The following is a 20,795-nucleotide window of genomic DNA, read 5'->3' as shown; positions in this document are numbered from 1 at the left end:
ATTTACTCCAAATTGAAATAATGCCAAACTCCGGCTATCTCTCCGATAGGTATTTGTTTAATCCAAAGATACCATTTAGCCTACAATGACTATATTTGTTATATACAAGATTAAAATCAAATGGAAACAGTTCTCTTACAAATAAACAACCATAAGGCTTATAGGCTATTGGAGGAACTTGAGGACTTAAGCATTATAACGGTGCTAAATAAAAGCATTGAGTCAACTCAAAAACTTTCAGAAAAATATGCCGGAAAGCTTCCGACCGACATTGCCGACGAACTCCAAAATTATGTAAGCCAAGGTCGCGACGAATGGAACAATCGCAGTATTTGATAGATACTAATGCCGTAATTGATTATCTCGGTCAAAAAATACCTGCTTCTGGTATGGCATTCATGAATAATGTCATCAATGCAGTCCCCCGTTTATCAGTGGTAACAAAAATCGAAGTTTTGGGCTTCAATGCGCCGCCAGAACATTATCTACTATTAACCAATTTCATGAATGATGCTGCAATTATGTCTTTATCTGAAGATATTGTTAATGAAAGTATAAGCATTCGCAAAAAACACAAAACCAAACTGCCCGATGCAATTATCGCCGCAACCGCAATCGTCACCAAATCAATTTTAATTTCCCGAAACATATCCGACTTTAGAAATATAGAAGGATTGACGGTGATTGATGCCCATCTGATATAACAAACGCCCCGACCCAAATTGGACGGTTTTGTCTACTCCTCCTGCTCAAACTCTTCAATTTCGTCGAGCTGACGGGTGGAATCATCATCAGCTATCTCGAAGATAGCCTCGTTGATGGATATAGTAGCAGATTTCCTCTTATGATGCGAACGGTAGAACGAGATAGCAGTGTTGAGCGCAATGCGGTACATCCAGGTGAACAGTTTGTACCTGTCGTTATAATTGGGGTAGGCATGCCAAGGCTGTATGATGACCTCCTGCACCAGGTCCTTACTGTCTTCCTCATCCTTGCAATAGGTATTGCAGACTTTAAAAATGAGCTTTTTGTTCTGCTGAATGAGGAGTAAGAATTGGTCTTTATCGGCCTGCGATTTCATTGGGTGATTTCTTTTATACCATTATTCGCAGGGAGGGGAGAAAAATCACATGAGGAGGAGAAAATTTATTCGTTAACAACGAGCGTCATTAACCGTATACTCCACTTTTCACCTGTTTTAGAGTACAGGCTGAAGGTATACGCGTCGTCCCATTTACTCTTAGCATAATAAATGAATTCGCCGAAGTAGGGTTCAATATTCAAAAGTTCTTGCTCTTTTATCAATTCTCCATTTATATCTTCTATACGTGCAGTTGCCTTAAAATAGTGCAAATCCCAGTCGCAGTAAATCGCCCCATACCAATTCCGTTGCGGCGACCGATAAGTCTTGTCTCTCAATTTAAACTTATATTCCAAATTATTTTCCAGGCATAATTCATAAGCCCTGACCAACGGCTCCTTATCCCATAGATAATGGTCACAAAGAAAAAGCATACCATCGTGCAACAGATTAACTAATGCCGTCTTTTTTTTTGTGCTGCTTGAACCAAGAAAGTTAGCGACATCTAAATACTTATCGATTCCTACAACAGTTAAACATGTGTTGTCTAAGGCAAAATCTTTATATTTCATAACGGGGTCGTCATTAACCCTTATCGTTATTTTGGCAAAAGGACCTGTGTCATACGCGCCCAAATAGCGCCAATATTGTTCCTGAATACACCAAGTCTGCGGATTGAAAATAGATTGATATTGGTGTTGATAAGCTGTAAAAATTGCAATTTCTCTGAGTTTCATAAGAATTTTAATCCTTCTCAAACGTCCTCTTCACCAAAAATCCCGACATGGCACTCATCCCCCCTATTAAACCGCCAATCAAAACCGTTACCAGCAGTAACAGTAACCAATGCGGTAATTGAAACAGGTGCGCAACGCGCGTTGCCAGGATGTTCTCGTTCGGCAAGCTTTTCAGCAGGGCCAATGCCAGCCAGGCCAATGCCAATGCGCCAAAACCCGACCAAAAGGCATGACCGGATGCTTTGCCTAAAAATATTGCTGACGCAAATGCGAATATGCAGGCGACCCACCAGGGCAATATAAACCCGCTTATAAAGGACAAAAAAAGTATCAGTGCGAATAACATAGGTTTATTTGCTAAGGGTTAAGGTTGTTTTGATGCGGGGCGATTTTTCGGTTGGCGATTGCAGGTAGAGCAGTTCATTCAGCTTGCCGTCTTTCCAGGTTTGCAGCATATCATCATAATAAAAGCTGCCGGGGTTGCCGCTTTGTCCACCGGGTAATATACCGTAGCCTTTTACCTGCGGGCCTAATTGCACTACCATACGCCAGGATGGCCCGTGCCCGTCGATAAGCGCGTTTACCGTAGAACCCGCTCCACCGCTGGCAAAGTTGCCTGAGCCAAAGCCGGGCAGGTTAGCCAGGTGCCGCACCTCAAAGGGTTTTACTTTTCCCCATTGCCAGTTGCCGGGGTTACCATAATCTTTTACCAATTTATCTACCGTTACGTTAAAGCTACGGCTCAATACATCTGCCGCGCTCTCCTTGGTAGCCGTTTTTTTACTGTCGAACCACGTGGAGTTAGGGTCTTTCAGCAACAATTCCTCCGTCCTGTCCATCGATGGCCAGTTGAGCGGCATATCCTTATCAGAGAAATTATTTTGCCAGGTGTCCTGGTAAAAGTTACTCCACCAGTTGGTGAATATAGCTGCACCTTCCGAATCGGCTGCCAAAAACTTATCCCATTTTTTGAGGATGTTGAGGGCTGTTGTTTGGTTCTCATCCAGCTTACTGGCATCTATGTATTTCAGCATGGTTGGCAATATATCCTGCGCACGTATGCTGTAAGTGTCAGTCTGTAATATGCGCATGCTATCGGCCGTGGCTTTTTGCATGGCACCGAGGCGGTCGTTAATGCGCTTACCCCGTTCGTAAGGTGCAAACTGCCAGTTTATGTAATACGGGTAAGTGGGGTCGGTAGAGCTTTGGTTAGCCGAGCTTACGAAGCCGCGCGGCGGATTCTTCACCGTTGGGTTCTGTTCAAAGGGGATAAAGCCGTGCCAGTCGTTGGCCGGGTCGCCCCCATCCATCAGGAATTTACCCTGATCTTTATACTTCAAAGGCAGCTTGCCATTGGGGGTAATGGCGATATCGTTATCTACCGAAGCGAACACGAAGTTTTGGGCCGGCGCGCTGAAGTATTTCAAGGCTTCGCGATAGTCATTATAATTGCTTCCGCGATTAAGCAGGTAAAAGGTTTTGAACTCGTTGCTTTCGTCGTGTGCTATCCATTTAAGGGCGTTGCCTACGGGGATATTATCGTGCCCGCCCGCCATGCCGGCATTATCATAAACCACCGGGCCAAAGCGCGTGTAACGCACGGTATCAATGAGATCCCGCTGGCCTTTTATACTAATTTTTTCTATGCGGTAAGTAACTTTGTTCCACTGATTGTTGTACCAGTATTCGTTGCGGCTTTCGTCTTTAAATTTAAGCTGGTACCAGTCGAGTATATCGGCATCAACATTGGTTACGCCCCAGCTTATTTTTTGGTTATAGCCGATAACAATGCATGGCGCGCCAGGCAGCGATACCCCGTAAACATTTACACCCGGCGCCGATAACTGCATCTGGTACCATATGGATGGGAAAGTAAGATCCAAATGCGGGTCGTTAGCCAAAATGGGGTAGCCCGATGCCGTTTTGCTGCCGCTGATGGCCCAGTTATTACTGCCGATGCCTTCTACCCTTTCTTTCATCTTCATGCCCGTTAGCAGTTGCGCTTTAAAAGCCGCCGGTGGCGCAGGGATGGGCAAGGGTTTAAAATCCCACTTGGTACCTACCGGGATGATAGGGCTCTCGTGCATGGGGTAATCAGGGAATAAATCGTTGGTTATCTTCGCGCCAAACTTATTCAACACATTGGTCATGGCGAGTTCGTTGGTGCCACCGGCCAGCGTTTCCGACATCAGTTTCAACAGAAAGGCACAGTTAATGGGTTTCCATTCTTCTGGCGCGTAATCTAACAATTTAAATTCGATAGGGTAATTGCGTTTAGACAGTTGGTGCACGTAGCTGTTCACGCCCTCGGTATAGGCGTTGATAACCACGCGCATCACCGGGTCTTTCATCATGCCTTTGAGGGTATTTTCGGCACCATATACCATGCCCATGCGGCGGTGGTAACGGTCAACATCCAGCGCTTTTGCGCCCACCACTTCGGATAATCTACCCGATGCGCTGCGGGTTTGGATATCCATTTGCCAGAGGCGGTCGCGGGCAGTGATATAGCCCTGGGTGTAGTAAAGGTCATGGTCATTTTCAGCGAAAATATGCGGGATGCGGTTATCGTCGTATTGTATGGTTACCTTTCCGCTGAGGCCATTGAGCTTCAGTTCTTCAGCGGCATCTATGTTCTTGCTTTCGGCATTTTGCCAAAAGCCGGTAGCCGGGTTCAGGAACTTGCCTATGGGCGGTACGTCGCCAAATTTTGTTTGCATTGCCCAAATGAGGGCTATGGTAATGAGTACGGAAACCAGTGCCTTAAAAATTTTCATCGGGATGGGAATGGTGAAGCAAGATAGGGAAATGGGCGCGATTATGAGCGGAAAGATTTGCCAATTTTAGAAAGCTGCTGATTCAGCATTCCGGTCGGTTAAAACCGACGGCAATGAAGGTGCAATTAGCTATAGCATCGCAGTGAAATACGCAACTTCATTGCCTTCTCATTTATGAGACGGACGCTTGCATAAGTCCGGTCGGTTAAAACCGACGGCAATGAAGGTGCAATTAGCTATAGCATCGCAGTGAAATACGCAACTTCATTGCCTTCTCATTTATGAGACGGACGCTTGCATAAGTCCGGTCGGTTAAAACCGACGGCAATGAAGGTGCAATTGGCTATAGCATTGCAGTGAAATACGCAACTTCATTGCCTTCTCATTTATGAGACGGACGCTTGCATAAGTCCGGTCGGTTAAAACCGACGGCAATGAAGGTGCAAGGTTGGACATCGCATAATGACGTACGATTAAAACGAAGTCGTATCATGGTATTTCGATTTCCGTTTTTTATAATGCCTTTTGGCTTTCTTCGGCTTTGCATCTTTATTCGTAGCGCGTTGCGCTTTCCCCTCTTTACGGAACTCCCAGGGCGGGGTTGGATTGTTATCCTGCCAAAGGCCCAAATGGCCTTGCCGGGCTTGTTCCTCCAGCGATTGCAACTGCTCACTTTTTGAATAGGCACGATATTGCCAGGCATAACCATTTTTTACCAGGGCGTAGTTCACGTTGGTACCATCGGACAGTTCTACCTGTCCTACCGTGCGGCCATACCGGTCTTGAGTGTTGGCTATCAGCTTTACTTGTTTGCCAAAGCAAAGGTCAGATGTAAATTGCTTGGCCGCCTGGCCGAAGGCCTGGCTCTTTTCGGGGCAATCTACCTCGGCAAGGCGTACGGTAGTTTGGATATTATCGGGCGAAAGCAGCACCATGGTATCGCCATCTTTAACGCCAACTACTTTGTATATATAATCTTTGTTATCGGCTTCTTTGGGGTTATTGTTACAAGCGGTGGCTAGAATGACAAGGAAAAGGAGGAGGTATCTTTTAAACATGGGCGTAAACATCGTAAAATTATTTTTTAACCACAGGACTCAGAGAAGCCACAGAGATTTGCAATGGTTATTATTGTCAGAACTCCAATTTTAAGAATTAACGAATTTAACAGAATTAGAATACGGTCCATCATTCTGTCAATTCAAAAAATTCCATAAAATTCGAGTTTCAGACAAATGTGTTGGCGATTGGGGCGGATACCGGCCTTGTGCCGTATTAGCGGAAAGCGCGAGCCGTATAGGATCCGGGGATGCCCAATTGTATCCAGTTAGCGCCTCCTTCGTAAGGGGCCTCTACAATGAGGGTGAAACCCATTTTCAGATAAAACTCCCTGGCAGCCTGTTGGTTAGTTACGGGAATGGAGATAATCTCGATGCCTTTCATGATGCTTTTAGCTTTTGGTTATTGCATCATAAAAGTATAAATAAAAACAAACATGCTACCCTGCAATCGGCAGTAAAACAATGTGTAATTATTTATCCTACTTATTAACAACCAAAAGCTAACTTAGCGGTTTAATATCACTATGAGCACTATAAAAGCCTGCATATTCGACCTCGACGGCGTTATCGTTGATACTGCCGTTTACCATTATAAAGCCTGGAAACGCCTGGCCAACGAGATGGGTTTTGATTTTACCGAACACCAAAACGAACAGTTGAAGGGCGTAAGCCGCATGGCATCGCTGGACCTGGTGCTGGGCTGGGGCAACGTTACCGACGCCACCGATGCCGAGAAGGAAGAAATGGCTACCCGCAAAAACACCTGGTACACCGAGATGATTAACCTGATGACGCCCGACGAGATACTCTCCGGCGCACAGGAGTTTGTGGAAAGCTGCCGCAACGCCGGTATTAAAACAGCTATCGGTTCGGCAAGTAAAAATACGCCTATTATACTGGCCAAACTGCAATTGACCCCATTATTTGATGCCATAGTAGATGGCAACAGCGTAAGCAAAGCCAAACCCGACCCGGAAGTATTCCTGAAAGGTGCCGAAGCGCTGGGCGTATCCCCTGCCGATTGCGTAGTATTTGAAGATGCCGTGGCAGGCGTAGAAGCCGCGAAAAACGCAGGCATGAAAGCAGTGGGAATAGGTTCGCCCAAACTGCTCAGCGAAGCTGATGTAGTGGTAAACGGTTTGGACAAGGTTACTTTGGAAATGTTGGAGACGTTGTAAAGGTTAGAAGGGTTGGAGAAGTTAGAAAGGTTGGAAAAGTTATGACCCTAGCCGTTACTTTTTTCTATGGTTTAGATTCCTCATCTGAACTCCCGCAAAAAATCTATTTTTACTCAATGAAATTTAAGCTGCTGGTTCTCCTGCTGATGCTCTCCCCTCGTTTGTTTGCTCAAAAGACTGAGCCGCAAATTATCATTACACCGCTTACCAAAAACTACTACGTAGTAACCTCGCATGGATACCCCGATAAGGATAGCGAACCATACCCTGCTAATAGCTTGTTTGTGGTGACCGATGCCGGTATCGTGTTGATAGATACGCCCTGGGGCGAAGCGCAAACGCAGCAGTTGATTGATACGGTTGAAAAAACTTACCATAAAAAGATAGTGCTGTGCATCGCCACCCACTTTCATGATGATAAGGTGATTGGTTTCGACATACTGAAGAAGGCAGGCACCAAAACCTACAGCAGCACGCTAACCTATCAACTTGCCAAAAAGGAGCACAATAAACTACCCGAATTTACCTTCGGCCACGATACTACTTTTACGATAGGCAGCCTAACCCTAAAGACCTACTTCCCCGGCGAAGGGCACACTAAAGATAATATTGTGGTATGGTTCCCCAACGACCTGGTATTGGTTGGCGGATGCCTCGTGAAAAGTCTCGACACCGATAGCGAAGGTTTCATTGGTGATGCTAACCTTAAAAACTGGTCGACCGCAATAGAAAACGTGATTAAATATTACGGGCACGCCAAATACATTATCCCCGGCCACCTGGGGTGGCAAGGGGGCGTTGAGCAGTTGAGCCATACCATGGATGTAGTGAAGTAGATTTTCACGCAATCGCAAAGCGTAGTCTCCTTACAAATTTGCTCTGCTTGCCGATGATTATTAACGTATTTTTTGTTTTTCAAAGGAGTTAATGAGCTCCCTTTGGTCGGTTACCCTCGTGCCCCCAAACGCACTTTCCCCTCGCCGTTCCTCGCAAGGATGATGTAGAGAAGCATATCGATGCCCTTGCCTTGCGGCTCTGTATGCCGATGATTGCCACATCGCCCCACCTCACTTTACCCCACGCCGCTCCTTATAATGACGATGTGGTGAGTTGCGGTGAGCTAGTAGCGGCCATGTTGTCTACTTCACCGTATAAGTCACTTTGTTCACTCCCGCTCCCGTAATCTTTAAGGATTTCCAGTTGGCAGGCAGCTTGCTTTTTATTTGCACGATGCCCGTTGGCGTAATATCCAAACCGCCGAAACCCATCAGCATAGCCTGTATGATACCTCCGGCTCCTGTTGCAAAGTATGGGTTGGTGCCGCCCTTGGTTTCTGCAATCACGCGGAACGGAGGGTTAAGGTTGGGCTCATACGCTTCTTTAAACCAATGGTAGGCTTTATCGCCGTTGCCGATTCGTGCATACAATAGCGCAAATACGCCCTGTGTCATGGCCGGGGTGCCTTCGTTGGGTACGCGGGTTTCGTAATACTCCAGGTCCCTTTTGATTTGGGCTGGGTCGGTAATGGTTTTGAGCGGGTAAGCCAGCAGGTTTACGTCGGCCTGTTTAATGCCCTCGCCCTTGTAGGTGGCAAACTCAGCCGTTACGCCGTTATCCATTTTAAGGATAGGGATGTTATTGGCTACATTCATCCAATCGGGGTTGGCGGTAAGGCCCAATATTTTGGCAGCGGCGGTTGCGTTTTTCAGATTAACCTGTGCGGCAGCGTTGGTAAATGCATTGTTATCGATATTCTCTGCCCATTCATCGGCAGCAACCACGTTCTTAATATCGTAATGCCCGGGGCCGTTTCGTTCCACGCGGCTAGCCCAAAAATCGGCAGTTGCAGATAGTATCGGCCAGCCTTTCTCGCGCAGCCACTCTTTATCCTGTGTAACGCAGTAATAGTTCCAGGCAGCGTTGGCTACATCTGCAGTAATATGGTGCTCAAATGGGCCGCTCAATGCCCAAACGGGGGTTTCTTCTACCCCGCTATCCGCACTTTCCCAAGGGAACATCGCCCCCTTGTAACCATGCGAAAAAGCATTCTTGCGGGCGGCTTCCAACCGCTCGAAACGATATTCTACCATCGATTTGGCAATTTCCGGGTGCAGCACCAACATGGCGGGGTACATCCACAAATCCGTATCCCAAAAAACGTGGCCATTATAGCCTAAACCAGATAAACCCATCGGCGATGGCGACAGCGCCGTCCCCTCGCGCGAAAACGAGTATAAATGATAAAGCATGCTGTGTACATCTTGTTGTGCCTGGGCATCACCTTCTATCTGTATATCGCTTTCCCAAATTTTATCCCATGCCTGGTTGTGGAATTTGATGAGCCTATCCTTACCTTCAAGCAGGGCAAAAATGGTCAGGCGCTCGGCCTCATTCAGCGGGTCGGGGTGGTGGGCAGAAGTAATAGACGAGCCTGTTACCCCGTATGAATATGTTTGCCCGGCGGTTAGCTGATGGCTGAATTTCATCAGGTGCATATTATTGTCCCACATTTCGTGTATCACGCGTGGCTCCTGTCCATGCGGCTCGTTGAATAAAAACGATGTTGATGCGCAAAGCTGCAGCTTACCCGTTGGGCTTTTGGCGGTAGAGGTGAGCAGGCTGATCGTTACGTGCGGCCGGTCGATCTCATTGTAATAATTCTCTACCTGTTTCAAAGCATCGGGTGCCTCCATTACGCTCGCAGCGGTAATACTAATTGCTTTTTTGGCGGTTACGCTTACATCCATCAATACGGTATAAGGCAGTTGCCTCAGCGAATAATAGGTGTATTTGATGCTTGCGTTATCGCCGTAATCAAAAGTGGTGGTCATGGCGGCGTGTTGCATATCCAGCTCCTGCTTAAAATTGCTCACCATTTTGGCATCCAGGCGGCGGCCATCCACCTCCAGGTACATATTGAGCAGGTTAAAGCTGTTCAAAAAATTGCTTACCCGGCCACGGCCATACAAATCGTAAGCACCGGCCAATACCACGTTCTTCACCTTGAAAGGCTCGGGCGAGGACACGATACCGATCATACCGTTGGCTACCGTAATGCCGTAATAATTGGCTGGGTCTATCTTATCGGCTTTGATAACCCATGGGTTTTGCGCCATCAGGTTTACCGATGCTGAAAGGCCCATCAGCAAGCAAAACAGTTTAATCCTTCTCATAAAATTTTACTATTTAATCTTCAACTGCAATTTTTTGTTCACCAGATCGCCAATTTTTTGCCCCAGCTTATTACCTTCTGTACAGGCTATTTTGTAGTGAATGCCACCATATACGCGCGACATGGCTGCCTCCTGTGCGGCAGCGCGGAAGGAAGTAAACTTTCGCGGGTCGATACCGAATTCCGATTCTGAAGAATCTGTATAAGCGATGTTATCGCCAAAGGCCTGTGTTAAAACTTCAGCTGCAGCAGCCGAGATTACCGCGTGGCCACTAATATATTCGGGGAATGGCGGTGTTTGGATATAAGGGCGCCAGTCGGGGTTTACCAGTTTAGTGATAACGGTTTCGGGCCGAACGCTGTTAGCCTTATATTTTATATCCCAGCAACTGATAAATGCATCAAATAGCGCAATAGAGGTTTCGGTATAAGCGGCAACGGTTGTGCCAAAATCAGCCTTCTTCATGGCAGAACCCACCCCGGCAATATTCATCCAGTGCCCGCCCGGCGAGAACTTTTTGGTACCAAAAGATGCATGCCCTATTACATTAAGCTTAAAAGCGTTATCGTCCCAAAAATCGGCCATGTGCTTTTGTTCGGTAGTAAGGCTATCTACCATACCCTTAACCTGCATTACATTTTTATAAAATACGCTGTTTTTATCGGTCATATTGTAAGCAGGCGGCTGTGGTGCCGGTATTTGCGCTGCCGAATCCAATACCATTGGGCGTATTTCGCCCCAATGCGGCTCCAGGGCCTGTGCGTACATAGGTGGCGTAGGTATCCACCGGCCATCTATGCGTTTTACGGTATATTTACTCGCCGACCTGGTTTGCGCATAATTATCTTTCTTGCTCCATTTTAGGATATATTTAGCCACGGTATCGGCGTACGCCACGGTATTATCGAACACGCCAGACGGCATGCCGGCATCTTTTGCCTTCTGCTTCAGGCTGTCGATATAAATTTCCATGCTGCCCTCAGGAAAGGTAACGGCGTTGCCTACTGTGCAAAACGCTAGCATAGAGGCAAACTGAAAGTCAACTTCGGCATCTTTTGGCGGTGCGGGTGAAACAGGCAGGTGCTTTATCTGACCAGATAAGCTGCGGAAATGCTTTGGGTCGCCGGCTGCTATTACCTGGTAAGCGGCAATATTGGCGTACACATAGTTGCGCGATGCGATAACCGGCGGGAAATTATTCTCGAGAACGATGTCGTTAAGTTTCTTTACCGTAGTGCGGTACAGTTCGGGATCATGGGTAACTTTTTGATAATCAGCCTTCTTGCAGGAAGAAAAAATCAGGGCTACACCTGCAAGCAAAATCAGGAAACGGTTCATAATGATGTATTGGTTTAAGAAAAAACGCCCGGGCTATTGATGCCGGGCAGGTATTGGTTTTTCTTTGTTTAAAGGCTAATATAGGGGTTTTTATACTAATTGGCAGGCATAAAATTGTTTGATTTTAACACCTTGAATTAGTTACTTTTGCAATGCATTACGCAGCTCTGCGTGGTGTTTTTTATTTGTTATTTATCCGTTTTATGAAGAAACCTGCTCTTTTAGTATTAGGTGCGTTGCTATTGGCCTTCATTAGCTTATATTTTATTATCCCGCAATATATTACCGCTACCAGCACGGTTACGGTAGATGCCGTGGATGGCAATGTATTTAAATTCCTGGTGAAAAAAGAAGCATGGCCGAAGTGGTGGCCCGGTGAACATATGGCATCAGACAGTAATCTCTTTGCTTTCGACGGTAGGCTGTACACGATCAAAAAAGATGCAAACAGTTATATAGAGGTAACTATCAACACAGACAAGGTGGAACTGGAAGGTAAAATAAACTACCTGGCAATAGATGATGCATCTACAAAAATTACCTGGGAAGCCGTTAAGCAAAGCAGCCTTAACCCCTTTACCAGGGTAGCCGAATTTATGCACATCAAATCTGAACAGAATGATATGGATAGCATCCTGAATGCATTTAAGGAGTTTATACAAAAAGACGCAAACGTTTATGGGCTGCCGATAAAGATAGATAAAGTAAAAGACGGCATCATGCTGGCTACCAATACCGTTAGTACCACCCTGCCCACTATGGAAACCGTTTACGCCATGGCTGCCGACCTGCGTAAACAAATAGCCGCTCAAAACGCTGCAGAAACTAACAAACCCATGCTTAACGTTACCAAAGCCGATGATACTGAATACCACATAATGGTGGCCATACCTATCAATAAGGTGATTACACCTGCGGCAAATTCGGTGATTAATAAAATGGTAGTGGGAGGCAATATTATGGCTACCGAGGTGAAGGGCGGACGCAACACCATCGATAATGCCTTTTCGCAGATGAGGGCTTTTCAAAAAGACTATAAACTTACCCCTGTAGCCATGCCCTTTGAGCTAATGGTAACCGACAGGACAGCACAGCCCGATACCGCAAAATGGGTAACTAAACTTTACTGGCCTATCCTTTAATTTTATTTGCTTATCAGCAGCAGTTTACCCTCGTATGTAACTACCACGTAGCTATCGCCTGCAGCGGTCTTAATCAATTGCGGCGTGGTCATTTCCTGGAAATTGAACAGTGGGTTCACCCAATACTCCGGCATCGAAAGTTGCCTGGTTTGCTTATTGTAATGCATGGTTACCAGGCCCAGCGCATCGTACTTACCCTCGTAGGGTACTACTCCCCAAAAGTTGCCGTTAAGTAATACATCGCCCTGCTTATTGTTTAGTGCCGTTACCGAGCGTATAGGCGCTTGCTGATACATGTATGGCAAGTCGGCAGCTACCGTTGCGTGCAACACATCGCTAATAAAAATACTTTTAAACTCGTTCACTACCAGGCGCTTGTTCTGATTAAGCTGATCGCCAAAGATATCGTCGGTGGTTTTATCTGCCATCTTCTGAAAGCTCAGAAATTCCTTTTTCAAATAGGGTAGCTCCTGTTCCAGATCGTTTTTAGGGCGGAAAGGGTAATACTTGCCTTTGTAAGGATATGAAAGGATGAGGTCGTTCTTGCCATCATTATCCAAATCGGTATTGTAGGCATAAAGTGGTTCCTTAGCCGATACGTTGTATTTGCTGTTTTCTCCCCAGTTGCCGGCTATCAGGTCGGCTTTACCGTCGCCATCTACATCAGTAACGGCAGCACTCTGCCACCAGCCTTTTGCATCGTCCAACAACGGGCTGCTGAATTTCATCAGCTTTTTACCTTTTTTTAGAAAAATCTGCACCGGGTTCCATTCCGATGCAACGAGCAGATCTTCCGCGCCGTCGCCATCGATATCCTTCGCGGTTATCTCAGTGATGTAATTCAGCATGGTAATTTCGGTATATGCCTTTGGCGATGCCAATTCAAATTTACCATCGCCTTTATTGAGCAATATGGTGGATTGGGCCGACATGGTATAATCAATGAAAGATACACCCGCGCTCAGGAAGATATCCTTTCTACCGTCGCCGTCAAAATCATAAAAAAGTATCTTTGATGCCAATTGCACGGGCTGCGGAATGGCCTTGTACTCGAATTGATAGTTGCCTTTGTTAATGTATAAGCGCACCGGCTGTCGCTTGTCCTCCTGTAAAAGTGGATGGTTGGCCGTAGTTACCAGTAAATCGGGCAGGCCATCGTTATTTACATCTGCCCATTGTGCACCGGTATCACCATAATTTTTAAATGCAGCAAAGGCAGCAACATCAATTTTGGTAAAACCACCTGCTTTGTTGCCTGCTAAAATATATTTATCGTCGCCGGCCATACCGCCTACGTAAATATCGTCGAGGCCGTCTTTGTTTACATCAGCCACAGCTACCGGAGGGGTGTGCGGCAAATAGGTATGCGGCAACAGGTTATAATAGTTAAAATCGGGCGTTTCGTTTTGCAACAGGGTGGCCAGTATGCTTGCTTTTACCGATATTGAGCTGAACTGGGCATTTTGTTTAGTATAGTTTGTTATCAGGCCAACCATATCCGTAGTTTGCTGCGTTTGGCTTTTATTGTAGGTAATCAGCGTTTTTCTGTTCGGGCTGAAGCTTTTGATAACCTGGTAGGAGTTATCCGGCCAAACCACCATTAGTTCCGCTGGATTATCGCCGGGCAGGAAAGTAAACGTAAGGTTATTGTTTTGTGTGCTTTCGTAAGCCGTGCTGGTTTGTATCTCCTGGTGATCAACCTCGTTGTTGGAACGCAGAAAGAATTTAGTACCAATACCATCGGGATTAAGCGCGGTGTATTTTACACTGAAATTAAGATAAACAGGCTTGGCATCCTTAGCATTCTCCATCGTCATGTTTTGATAGACAGAGGCCGGGGCATCCATATTATTGGTCACCATATCCAAGTCACCATCGTTGTCCAGGTCAATAGACACCGCACCAGCCGAAACGGTGGTATCGCGCATGTCGTTTCCTTCGGATATATCGGTAAACTTCAGTTTTTCACCTGCATGGTACAGGTAGTTGTGCACCTGCCCATCGGGCATTAGGTTTATTTTTTCCTTATCGAAGAAACGGCTGGTCTTGAAATCCTTAACCACATCTGGGTCGCCCAGATATTTCAGGTAATCCATATCATTCAGCCGCTTTTTGATGCCGTTGCTAAAGAAAATATCCTTACGCCCGTCCATATCAAAATCCTGCACCAGTGGCGACCAGGTCCAGTCCGTGGCCGACATGCCCGCATACAGGCTCACATCTACAAACTTACTACCGTTGCCCACGTTCAGCTGCAGGCTGTTTTTTGAATATTGATAATAATACCCTGCGTTCACCTCCTGGTTGTAGATATCCAGCGGCTCGTCGTTTATGGTTGATTTGAGTGCCTTGATATCCTCCGGAAGCATATCTGTGCTAATTACGTCCAGGTGACCATCTTTATTGATATCGGTTAGTGCATTCCCCATAGAAAACAGACTGGTATGCCCGAATGCATTCTTCATTTCCTCTTTAAAGGTGCCGTCTTTTTGGTTTACGTAATAGTAATCCTGTTCAAAAAAATCATTGCTTACGTATATGTCGTCCCAGCCATCGTTGTTCAGGTCGCCAACGCTTAGGCCAAGCCCATACCCTATCGGTGCCGAATAAATGCCCGAGCCTTGGGTTACATCGGTAAATTTACCGTTATCGTTGCGGAAAAGATGGTCGCCTGCATCATGGCTATACTTAAAGCGCTGGGTAGAATCACCGTACGTATCTGTACTGTGTACAGATGAAGTAAGCAGGAACATATCCAGGTCGCCATCTTTATCATAATCAAAAAAGCTAGCCTGGGTGGAGAAGCCCGAAAAGTCGAGGCCATATTTCGCTGCCGATTCGGTAAAGGTAAGATTGCCGTTGTTGATGTACAGCTGGTTTTTACCTTTGAAGCCCTTGTAATTGCTCACTACGCAAACGTAAATATCTTTTAAGCCGTCGCCGTTGATGTCTACAACCGTTACGCCGGTTTTCCAGTTACCGGTACCGGCAAGACCTGCTTTCTTAGTAATGTCTTCGAATTTAAGGTCGCCTTTATTCAGGTACAATTTGTTTTCGCCCTGGTTAGATGCAAAGTAAAGGTCCTGTAGTCCGTCGTTATTGAAATCGGCTGCGGCAAGGCCCGCACCGTTATAGAAGTACAGGTAATCCAGGATATTTACCGAATCGGTTACCACGTTACGGTTTACGAAATCCAGACCACTCTCATCGGCAGGCACCAGTTTAAAAATGCCGTCCCCCACTCTTTTCGATCTGCAAGAATAGAAAAAAGCAATCAAAGCAAGCACCACACAGCAAATTACTACTGTGGACCGAAGAACTATAGGGCGCGTATTGGGTATGGCTTTTTTACGCTTGGCTTTTTTCATTTTATAGATATTCCAGTTTTACCTGCGTAATTTATAGGCTTTTAGCTTATCATCGTTCAGGCCAAATAAAAAGTATTGCTCTCCGCCGGCATTCTTTATCATCAACGAGGACCGCACCTGGCCCGACAAATCCATCCCGCTTTGCGACGGCAAAATATACGTAAATCCGCTTTTACCATACTTATAAATTTGGCCACGGCTGGCATCTAACCGGCCTACTTCGGGCTTAAAGCCATAAAAATTACCGCCTAATATAATCGACGGGATACCGCTGCCATCAATATCCTCGCAAAGGATGGTGCTTACGTTGGATAGTTGCGCATTATAAGGCAATGCCTTCGCCACAAACTTGCCTCCCTCGTTTATAAACACCGCCGAAGCCATGTAATTCATTTCATGCGTTTCGGCTCCTTCTAATTGTTCGTCGGGAAATACCTCGCTGAAAGGCTTGCCCGCGTAATCGTTGTATTTAAGGTACTTCTTTTTGAGGATAGGCATTTGGCCAACCAAATCAGGCTTCATGTGGAACACGTAAGGGATATGGTCGCTTTTGTACATAGAGGTTACGCACTCTTTGGTTCCATTCTTATCGAAATCCTTCACATAAATCTTCATAGGTTCTTCAAACGATGCCTTGAATTTGATATTGAGACCAATGTTGCCGGCTACAATATCGGGCTTGCCATCGCCATTAACATCGGCAATCTGCAATGCGCTCCACCAGCCTTTGTAGTTATCCAGTTGCTTATCATGGGTAAATTTGCCCTTGTTGTTCAGGTATATCTCAATCCCCATCCAATTGCCCGCAATAACGAGATCAGGATAGCCATTACCGTCTATATCCGCCCATTGAGCGGATGTTACCATCCCCGGTTTAGCATCAGCACCGAGCACTTGTGCAGATACATCGGTAAAGTGCCCGTCGCCATTGTTGTGAAACACGTAAGATCGTGGCGATGCACCGTAAGTGCCGGGCACGCTCCTGCCGCCAATGAATAAATCGAGGTGGCCGTCTTTATCGTAATCGCAAGCCATCACTACCGATGCATTTACAGGTGCAGATAAACTTTTCTGTGGGTTGCGATGCAGGTTGCCTTTACCATCGTTCTCGTAAAAGCGCGGAAAATATATGGGGTTTTCGGGTTCATCTTCATTGCCGCCCACACCAATAATCAGGTCCTCGTCGCCATCGCCGTCAAAATCGCCAAAGGCTGCGCCTGCATTTTCCATGTAGCTCTGCTTGCCCAGGTCATCGGGGACGTATATTTTAAATTTGCCGTTTTTTTGTTGCAGGTAGATGGATGCCGGGCTATCCTTAGAACTGCCGAAGTAAAAATCGGCGAGGCCATCCTTATTTAAATCGCCCTTTGCCATATATGGGTTCTCGGTAGAGAGCATCTGTAGCATGAGTCGTTCGTTGTCGAAATCGATGAAACCATTCTCCATATGTGTGGGTATGGAATCAAACAGGGCTTTGGCGGTTTCGGTAAACAACGGCTTAACCGCTTTCCTACTGAAATCGTAAGCGCCTTTTGCATCCACGATGTTGTAGGTGTACGTATTGTTTGCCTTTACGTTTTTTGCCACCTGATATTTACCGCCGGGCCAGATAACCTGTACAGAATCTATCGAGGCTATCTTGCCGAGGCCGATGGTGATTAAATTTGGCGAAGTGCTGCTCTGGAAGCCGCGCGTAGGCTGCTGATAATAAATCAGGGCCTGCCCCTTACTGAATGTTTTGATAGTTGCCCCTACCCCAAACCGGTTCAGCTTATCGCCTTGCAGCTTTATTTGGATAAAGTTATTCTTCAGTACTTCCGCGTTATTTTTGTAGATAAACAGCGGGGAGTTAACATTATTCACGATAAGATCGTTATCGCCGTCGCCGTCCAAATCGCCGTAGGCTGCCCCGTTGCTGAATGATGGCTCGTCGAGGCCAAACTCTTTTGCTTTATTGGTAAAAGTGAGGTTATGGTTATTGGAAAATGCATAGTTGGAAAGTGGTGTCGAAACCATCTTGTCCGTAAAATCTTTATAATCAAATGATTTCTTTTGGGCAATTTTATCCATGTTCTCGCGATTACCCAAAAACTCGATGTAGTCCTGATCGGTAAGGTCTTTATATATGCCGTTAGATACAAAAATATCCTTCCAGCCGTCGTTGTCCATATCAAAAAATAGCGCGCCCCAGCTCCAGTCGGTGGCGGCAACTCCTGCATTAAAGGCCACTTCGGAAAATGTTCCGTCGCCGTTATTTAGCTGCAGGCAGTTTTGCATGTATTGGTTAAAATAACCATCGTGCTGTTTCAGCTTTATTACGTCGAAGGATTCGAATGAAGTCATCTTTTTCAGACGACTGTCGCCTTCGGGCAACATCTCGGTAGTAAAAATATCGAGGTTGCCGTCGTTGTTGATGTCGGCAATATCCGAGCCCATCGATGCCAGGCTCAGGTGGCCGGTCTCGGCTTGTATGTCTTCTTTAAAAGTGCCGTTCTTTTGGTTGATGTAAAGATAATCGCGTTCAAAAAAATCGTTGGATACGTAGATATCCGGATAGCCATCGTTATTCACGTCGGCTACCGATACGCCCAGGCCAAAGCCAATATCGCTACTGAATATATCTGCGCCTTTGGTTACGTTAGTAAAGTGGCCCCCATCATTACGGTAAAGGCGTGCGCCGCCCAGTTCATCTATTACCGCCCGCAAATTCTTACTAAAATCAAAAGAACCTATGGGCCTGAAAGAGTTGTTGAGCACAAAGCAATCCAGGTCGCCGTCGTTATCATAATCAAAAAATATGGCCTGGGTAGATAATCCGTTATCCACCAGGCCATACCTTTCGGCTTCTTCTTTAAAAGTGCCGTTGTGTTGGTTTATAAAAAGTTCATTTCCTTTCCTATCAATGATATTGCCGCTGTGGCAAACGTATATATCCAGCCAACCATCTCCGTTTATATCAACCATGGTTACGCCGGTGCTCCAGTATTTGGTTCCTTTTACACCCGCCTTGTCGGTAATATCTTCAAACTTCCAGTTGCCCTTGTTGAGGTATAGCTGGTTGCCACCCTGGTTAGAGGTGAGGTACACATCGTTAAGCCCATCGTTATTAATATCGCCTACGGCCACGCCGCCACCGTTGTAGTAATTGCGGAAGGTGAACACATTGGTACGGTCTTGCTCGTTTAGTTTGTTGGTAAAGTTTATGCCTACAGCGCTATTATCCTGCAAACAAAACAGTGGATTGTCAACGCCCGTTTTGTCGCAGGATACCAGTAAAATAGAAGCAATAGCGATTAGGAGAAAGGGCTTTTTTATAAACATTATACGTTTAGAAAAAACAAACGTAGCGAATTACTTCGCTACGTTCAAATCAAATATAAAACTGAAAAATGTTCCTTTATTTAGTAACCCGCGTTCTGTTTCAGGTTAGGGTTGGTATCAACCGCACGCTGAGGGATTGGGTAAAGCGTTTTTGTTTTATCAGTTGCCAATGGGCGCTGATCAACCGGATCGTTGAATTTTTCGAAACGGATCAGGTCATTCCTTCTCCAGCCTTCGTAGTAAAGCTCGCGGCCACGTTCTGCCAGCATTGTGGCTGCATCAACGCTTGCCAGGGTGCTTGCACCACGAGGGGTACGTACCGCGTTAACAATGCTTACTGCAGTTTGACCAAGCGGATCTGTACCGCCACGCATAATTGCTTCAGCTTTCATTAATAAAACATCGGCGTAACGCAAGAAAACATAGTCGTTATCCTCGCTGTTATCAGGCACTGTACCATCTGCATTAGGATGCGGAAAGTATTTGAACACCCTAATACCCTGTGCTTCTGTAGAGAAGTTAATATTTACATCTTCTGTAAAGATGAGTGGTTTACCGCCACGTTGTTTCAAGGCAACACCGCCTGGGCCGTATTGCTGCCCTACTGCAAAACCTGCCCTTAAGCCAACTTTATCAGTCAAGCCAGGGTAAGCAACACCACGGCGCTCGTCAGATGCCTCAAATGATTTGTAGAAATCGGCAAGGGTAGTGAAACCGTTCCAGCCATCTGGTGTCTGGTTGTAGTGTAAACCCATTTTCCAACGGTTTTTTGCGTTACCTGTTTGGCGTGCAGTTGTGTTGTACAAACCAAAGATATTACCGTGAGACTGGTCTGAGTTATCCCATGCAAAATCCTGGAAGTATTTACCGGCCGGCTCTAATGTGTAACCTGCAGCAGTAACCGCGTTAGCATACTCGATAACTTTATCCATATCTGCTTTAGCAAATGTGAATGGGCCACCCACTGTAGCAGCTGTATAAACTGCTTTGTTAAGGTAAACTTTGGCTAATAAAGCTTCAGCGGCTGCCTTGCTGGCAACACCAATGTTAGCTGCAGCACCTAATTTAGATTCTGCAAACTCCAGATCCTTAATAATGAAGGCAGTAGCTTCTGCTCGGTTCATTACTGTTGGCACAGAAGAGTTTGGAGCATCAGGATCGCGGAATGGCTGCTGGCCGTACAAGTCAACTATTTGGAACATAAAGTAAGCGCGGCAAAAACTTGCTTCTGCTTTGATCTGATCAGATGTTGCCCTGGTAATTACCTGAGTTGCACGGAACACACCAATATTTAATTGGTCCCAGGTATCGTTAACCTGGTTGTGCGATGGAGTCCAGGTGTGGGTGTGCAGCTTGCGCCATGTTCCAAAGTCTCCCCAGTCGGTACCACGGGTTGGGCCCATCATCTCATCTGTAGAATGTTCTTGCAGAGCATAAGTGTTTGCCTGATCTGCCTGACCATTTAATTGTGAATAAACACCATTCAAATCCGCCGCACTTGATGCTCCCCCAGCGTCTACGGATTTAGACCCGTAAACAGTTTCGTTTAATTTTGCACAACCTGTAGCGGCCAAAAGCGCCATACCACAAAGTGTTGCTTTCAATGTTATTTTTTTCAT

General features: G+C 46.0%; 16 protein-coding genes. 5 read left to right on the top strand and 11 right to left on the bottom strand.

Annotation, left to right across the window (positions count from 1 at the left end):
- Nucleotides 1-120 precede the first annotated feature (120 nt).
- A complete protein-coding gene (locus tag E2R66_RS28455) occupies nt 121-336 on the top strand; it encodes a hypothetical protein (protein ID WP_158288465.1) in 216 nt (71 codons plus the stop codon).
- On the top strand, nt 315-704 hold the full coding sequence (locus tag E2R66_RS20615) for a type II toxin-antitoxin system VapC family toxin (RefSeq protein WP_133234280.1): 390 nt from the start codon (nt 315-317) through the stop codon (nt 702-704). The genes E2R66_RS28455 and E2R66_RS20615 overlap by 22 nt, the downstream gene beginning before the upstream one ends.
- Before the next feature lie 32 nt (nt 705-736).
- Here E2R66_RS20615 and E2R66_RS20610 read toward each other — a convergent pair whose 3' ends face one another.
- The 6 genes from E2R66_RS20610 to E2R66_RS28450 all read right to left on the bottom strand — a co-directional run bounded on the left by E2R66_RS20610 (nt 737) and on the right by E2R66_RS28450 (nt 6,038).
- Nucleotides 737-1,081 (bottom strand): RNA polymerase sigma factor, encoded by a 345-nt coding sequence (locus E2R66_RS20610; RefSeq protein ID WP_133234278.1) that lies wholly within the window; start codon nt 1,079-1,081, stop codon nt 737-739.
- A gap of 65 nt (nt 1,082-1,146) precedes the next feature.
- Nucleotides 1,147-1,818, bottom strand: coding sequence for a hypothetical protein (locus tag E2R66_RS20605; protein WP_133234276.1), 672 nt, complete (start codon nt 1,816-1,818; stop codon nt 1,147-1,149).
- Nucleotides 1,819-1,825: 7 nt separating this feature from the next.
- The gene (locus E2R66_RS20600; protein ID WP_133234274.1) at nt 1,826-2,164 is read right to left on the bottom strand and encodes a hypothetical protein; all 339 of its coding nucleotides are present in this window, start codon (nt 2,162-2,164) and stop codon (nt 1,826-1,828) included.
- A gap of 4 nt (nt 2,165-2,168) precedes the next feature.
- Complete coding sequence (locus E2R66_RS20595; protein ID WP_133234272.1) at nt 2,169-4,595, bottom strand: penicillin acylase family protein; 2,427 nt, start codon at nt 4,593-4,595, stop codon at nt 2,169-2,171.
- Nucleotides 4,596-5,068: 473 nt separating this feature from the next.
- Entirely contained in the window at nt 5,069-5,653 is a 585-nt protein-coding gene (locus E2R66_RS20590; protein WP_204985966.1) for a thermonuclease family protein, read from the bottom strand.
- Between the two features lie 217 nt (nt 5,654-5,870).
- On the bottom strand, nt 5,871-6,038 hold the full coding sequence (locus E2R66_RS28450; protein WP_158288464.1) for a VOC family protein: 168 nt from the start codon (nt 6,036-6,038) through the stop codon (nt 5,871-5,873).
- A 142-nt stretch (nt 6,039-6,180) separates the two neighbouring features.
- Here E2R66_RS28450 and pgmB point away from each other — a divergent pair, with 142 nt between their 5' ends.
- Entirely contained in the window at nt 6,181-6,834 is a 654-nt protein-coding gene (pgmB, locus tag E2R66_RS20585; protein WP_133234268.1) for a beta-phosphoglucomutase, read from the top strand.
- A gap of 116 nt (nt 6,835-6,950) precedes the next feature.
- Nucleotides 6,951-7,670 (top strand): subclass B1 metallo-beta-lactamase, encoded by a 720-nt coding sequence (gene bla, locus E2R66_RS20580; RefSeq protein WP_158288463.1) that lies wholly within the window; start codon nt 6,951-6,953, stop codon nt 7,668-7,670.
- 303 nt (nt 7,671-7,973) lie between these two features.
- On the opposite strand, the gene E2R66_RS20575 is transcribed toward bla, so the two are convergent.
- A complete protein-coding gene (locus tag E2R66_RS20575; RefSeq protein WP_240049360.1) occupies nt 7,974-10,007 on the bottom strand; it encodes a glycoside hydrolase family 65 protein in 2,034 nt (677 codons plus the stop codon).
- Nucleotides 10,008-10,016: 9 nt separating this feature from the next.
- On the bottom strand, nt 10,017-11,345 hold the full coding sequence (locus E2R66_RS20570) for a vanadium-dependent haloperoxidase (protein WP_133234264.1): 1,329 nt from the start codon (nt 11,343-11,345) through the stop codon (nt 10,017-10,019).
- A 203-nt stretch (nt 11,346-11,548) separates the two neighbouring features.
- Between E2R66_RS20570 and E2R66_RS20565 the strand changes: the two genes are divergently transcribed.
- The gene (locus E2R66_RS20565; protein ID WP_133234262.1) at nt 11,549-12,487 is read left to right on the top strand and encodes a hypothetical protein; all 939 of its coding nucleotides are present in this window, start codon (nt 11,549-11,551) and stop codon (nt 12,485-12,487) included.
- Nucleotides 12,488-12,489: 2 nt separating this feature from the next.
- Here E2R66_RS20565 and E2R66_RS20560 read toward each other — a convergent pair whose 3' ends face one another.
- The 3 genes from E2R66_RS20560 to E2R66_RS20550 form a co-directional block, all read right to left on the bottom strand.
- Nucleotides 12,490-15,855: an FG-GAP repeat domain-containing protein gene (locus tag E2R66_RS20560; protein ID WP_133234260.1), complete on the bottom strand. Its 3,366-nt coding sequence runs from the start codon at nt 15,853-15,855 to the stop codon at nt 12,490-12,492.
- 18 nt (nt 15,856-15,873) lie between these two features.
- Nucleotides 15,874-19,176, bottom strand: coding sequence for a VCBS repeat-containing protein (locus E2R66_RS20555; RefSeq protein ID WP_133234258.1), 3,303 nt, complete (start codon nt 19,174-19,176; stop codon nt 15,874-15,876).
- 80 nt (nt 19,177-19,256) lie between these two features.
- The gene (locus E2R66_RS20550; RefSeq protein ID WP_133234256.1) at nt 19,257-20,795 is read right to left on the bottom strand and encodes a RagB/SusD family nutrient uptake outer membrane protein; all 1,539 of its coding nucleotides are present in this window, start codon (nt 20,793-20,795) and stop codon (nt 19,257-19,259) included.

Source organism: Mucilaginibacter psychrotolerans, assembly GCF_004519315.1.
Lineage (GTDB): Bacteria > Bacteroidota > Bacteroidia > Sphingobacteriales > Sphingobacteriaceae > Mucilaginibacter > Mucilaginibacter psychrotolerans.
This window is presented reverse-complemented; position numbering and strand designations above follow the sequence as displayed.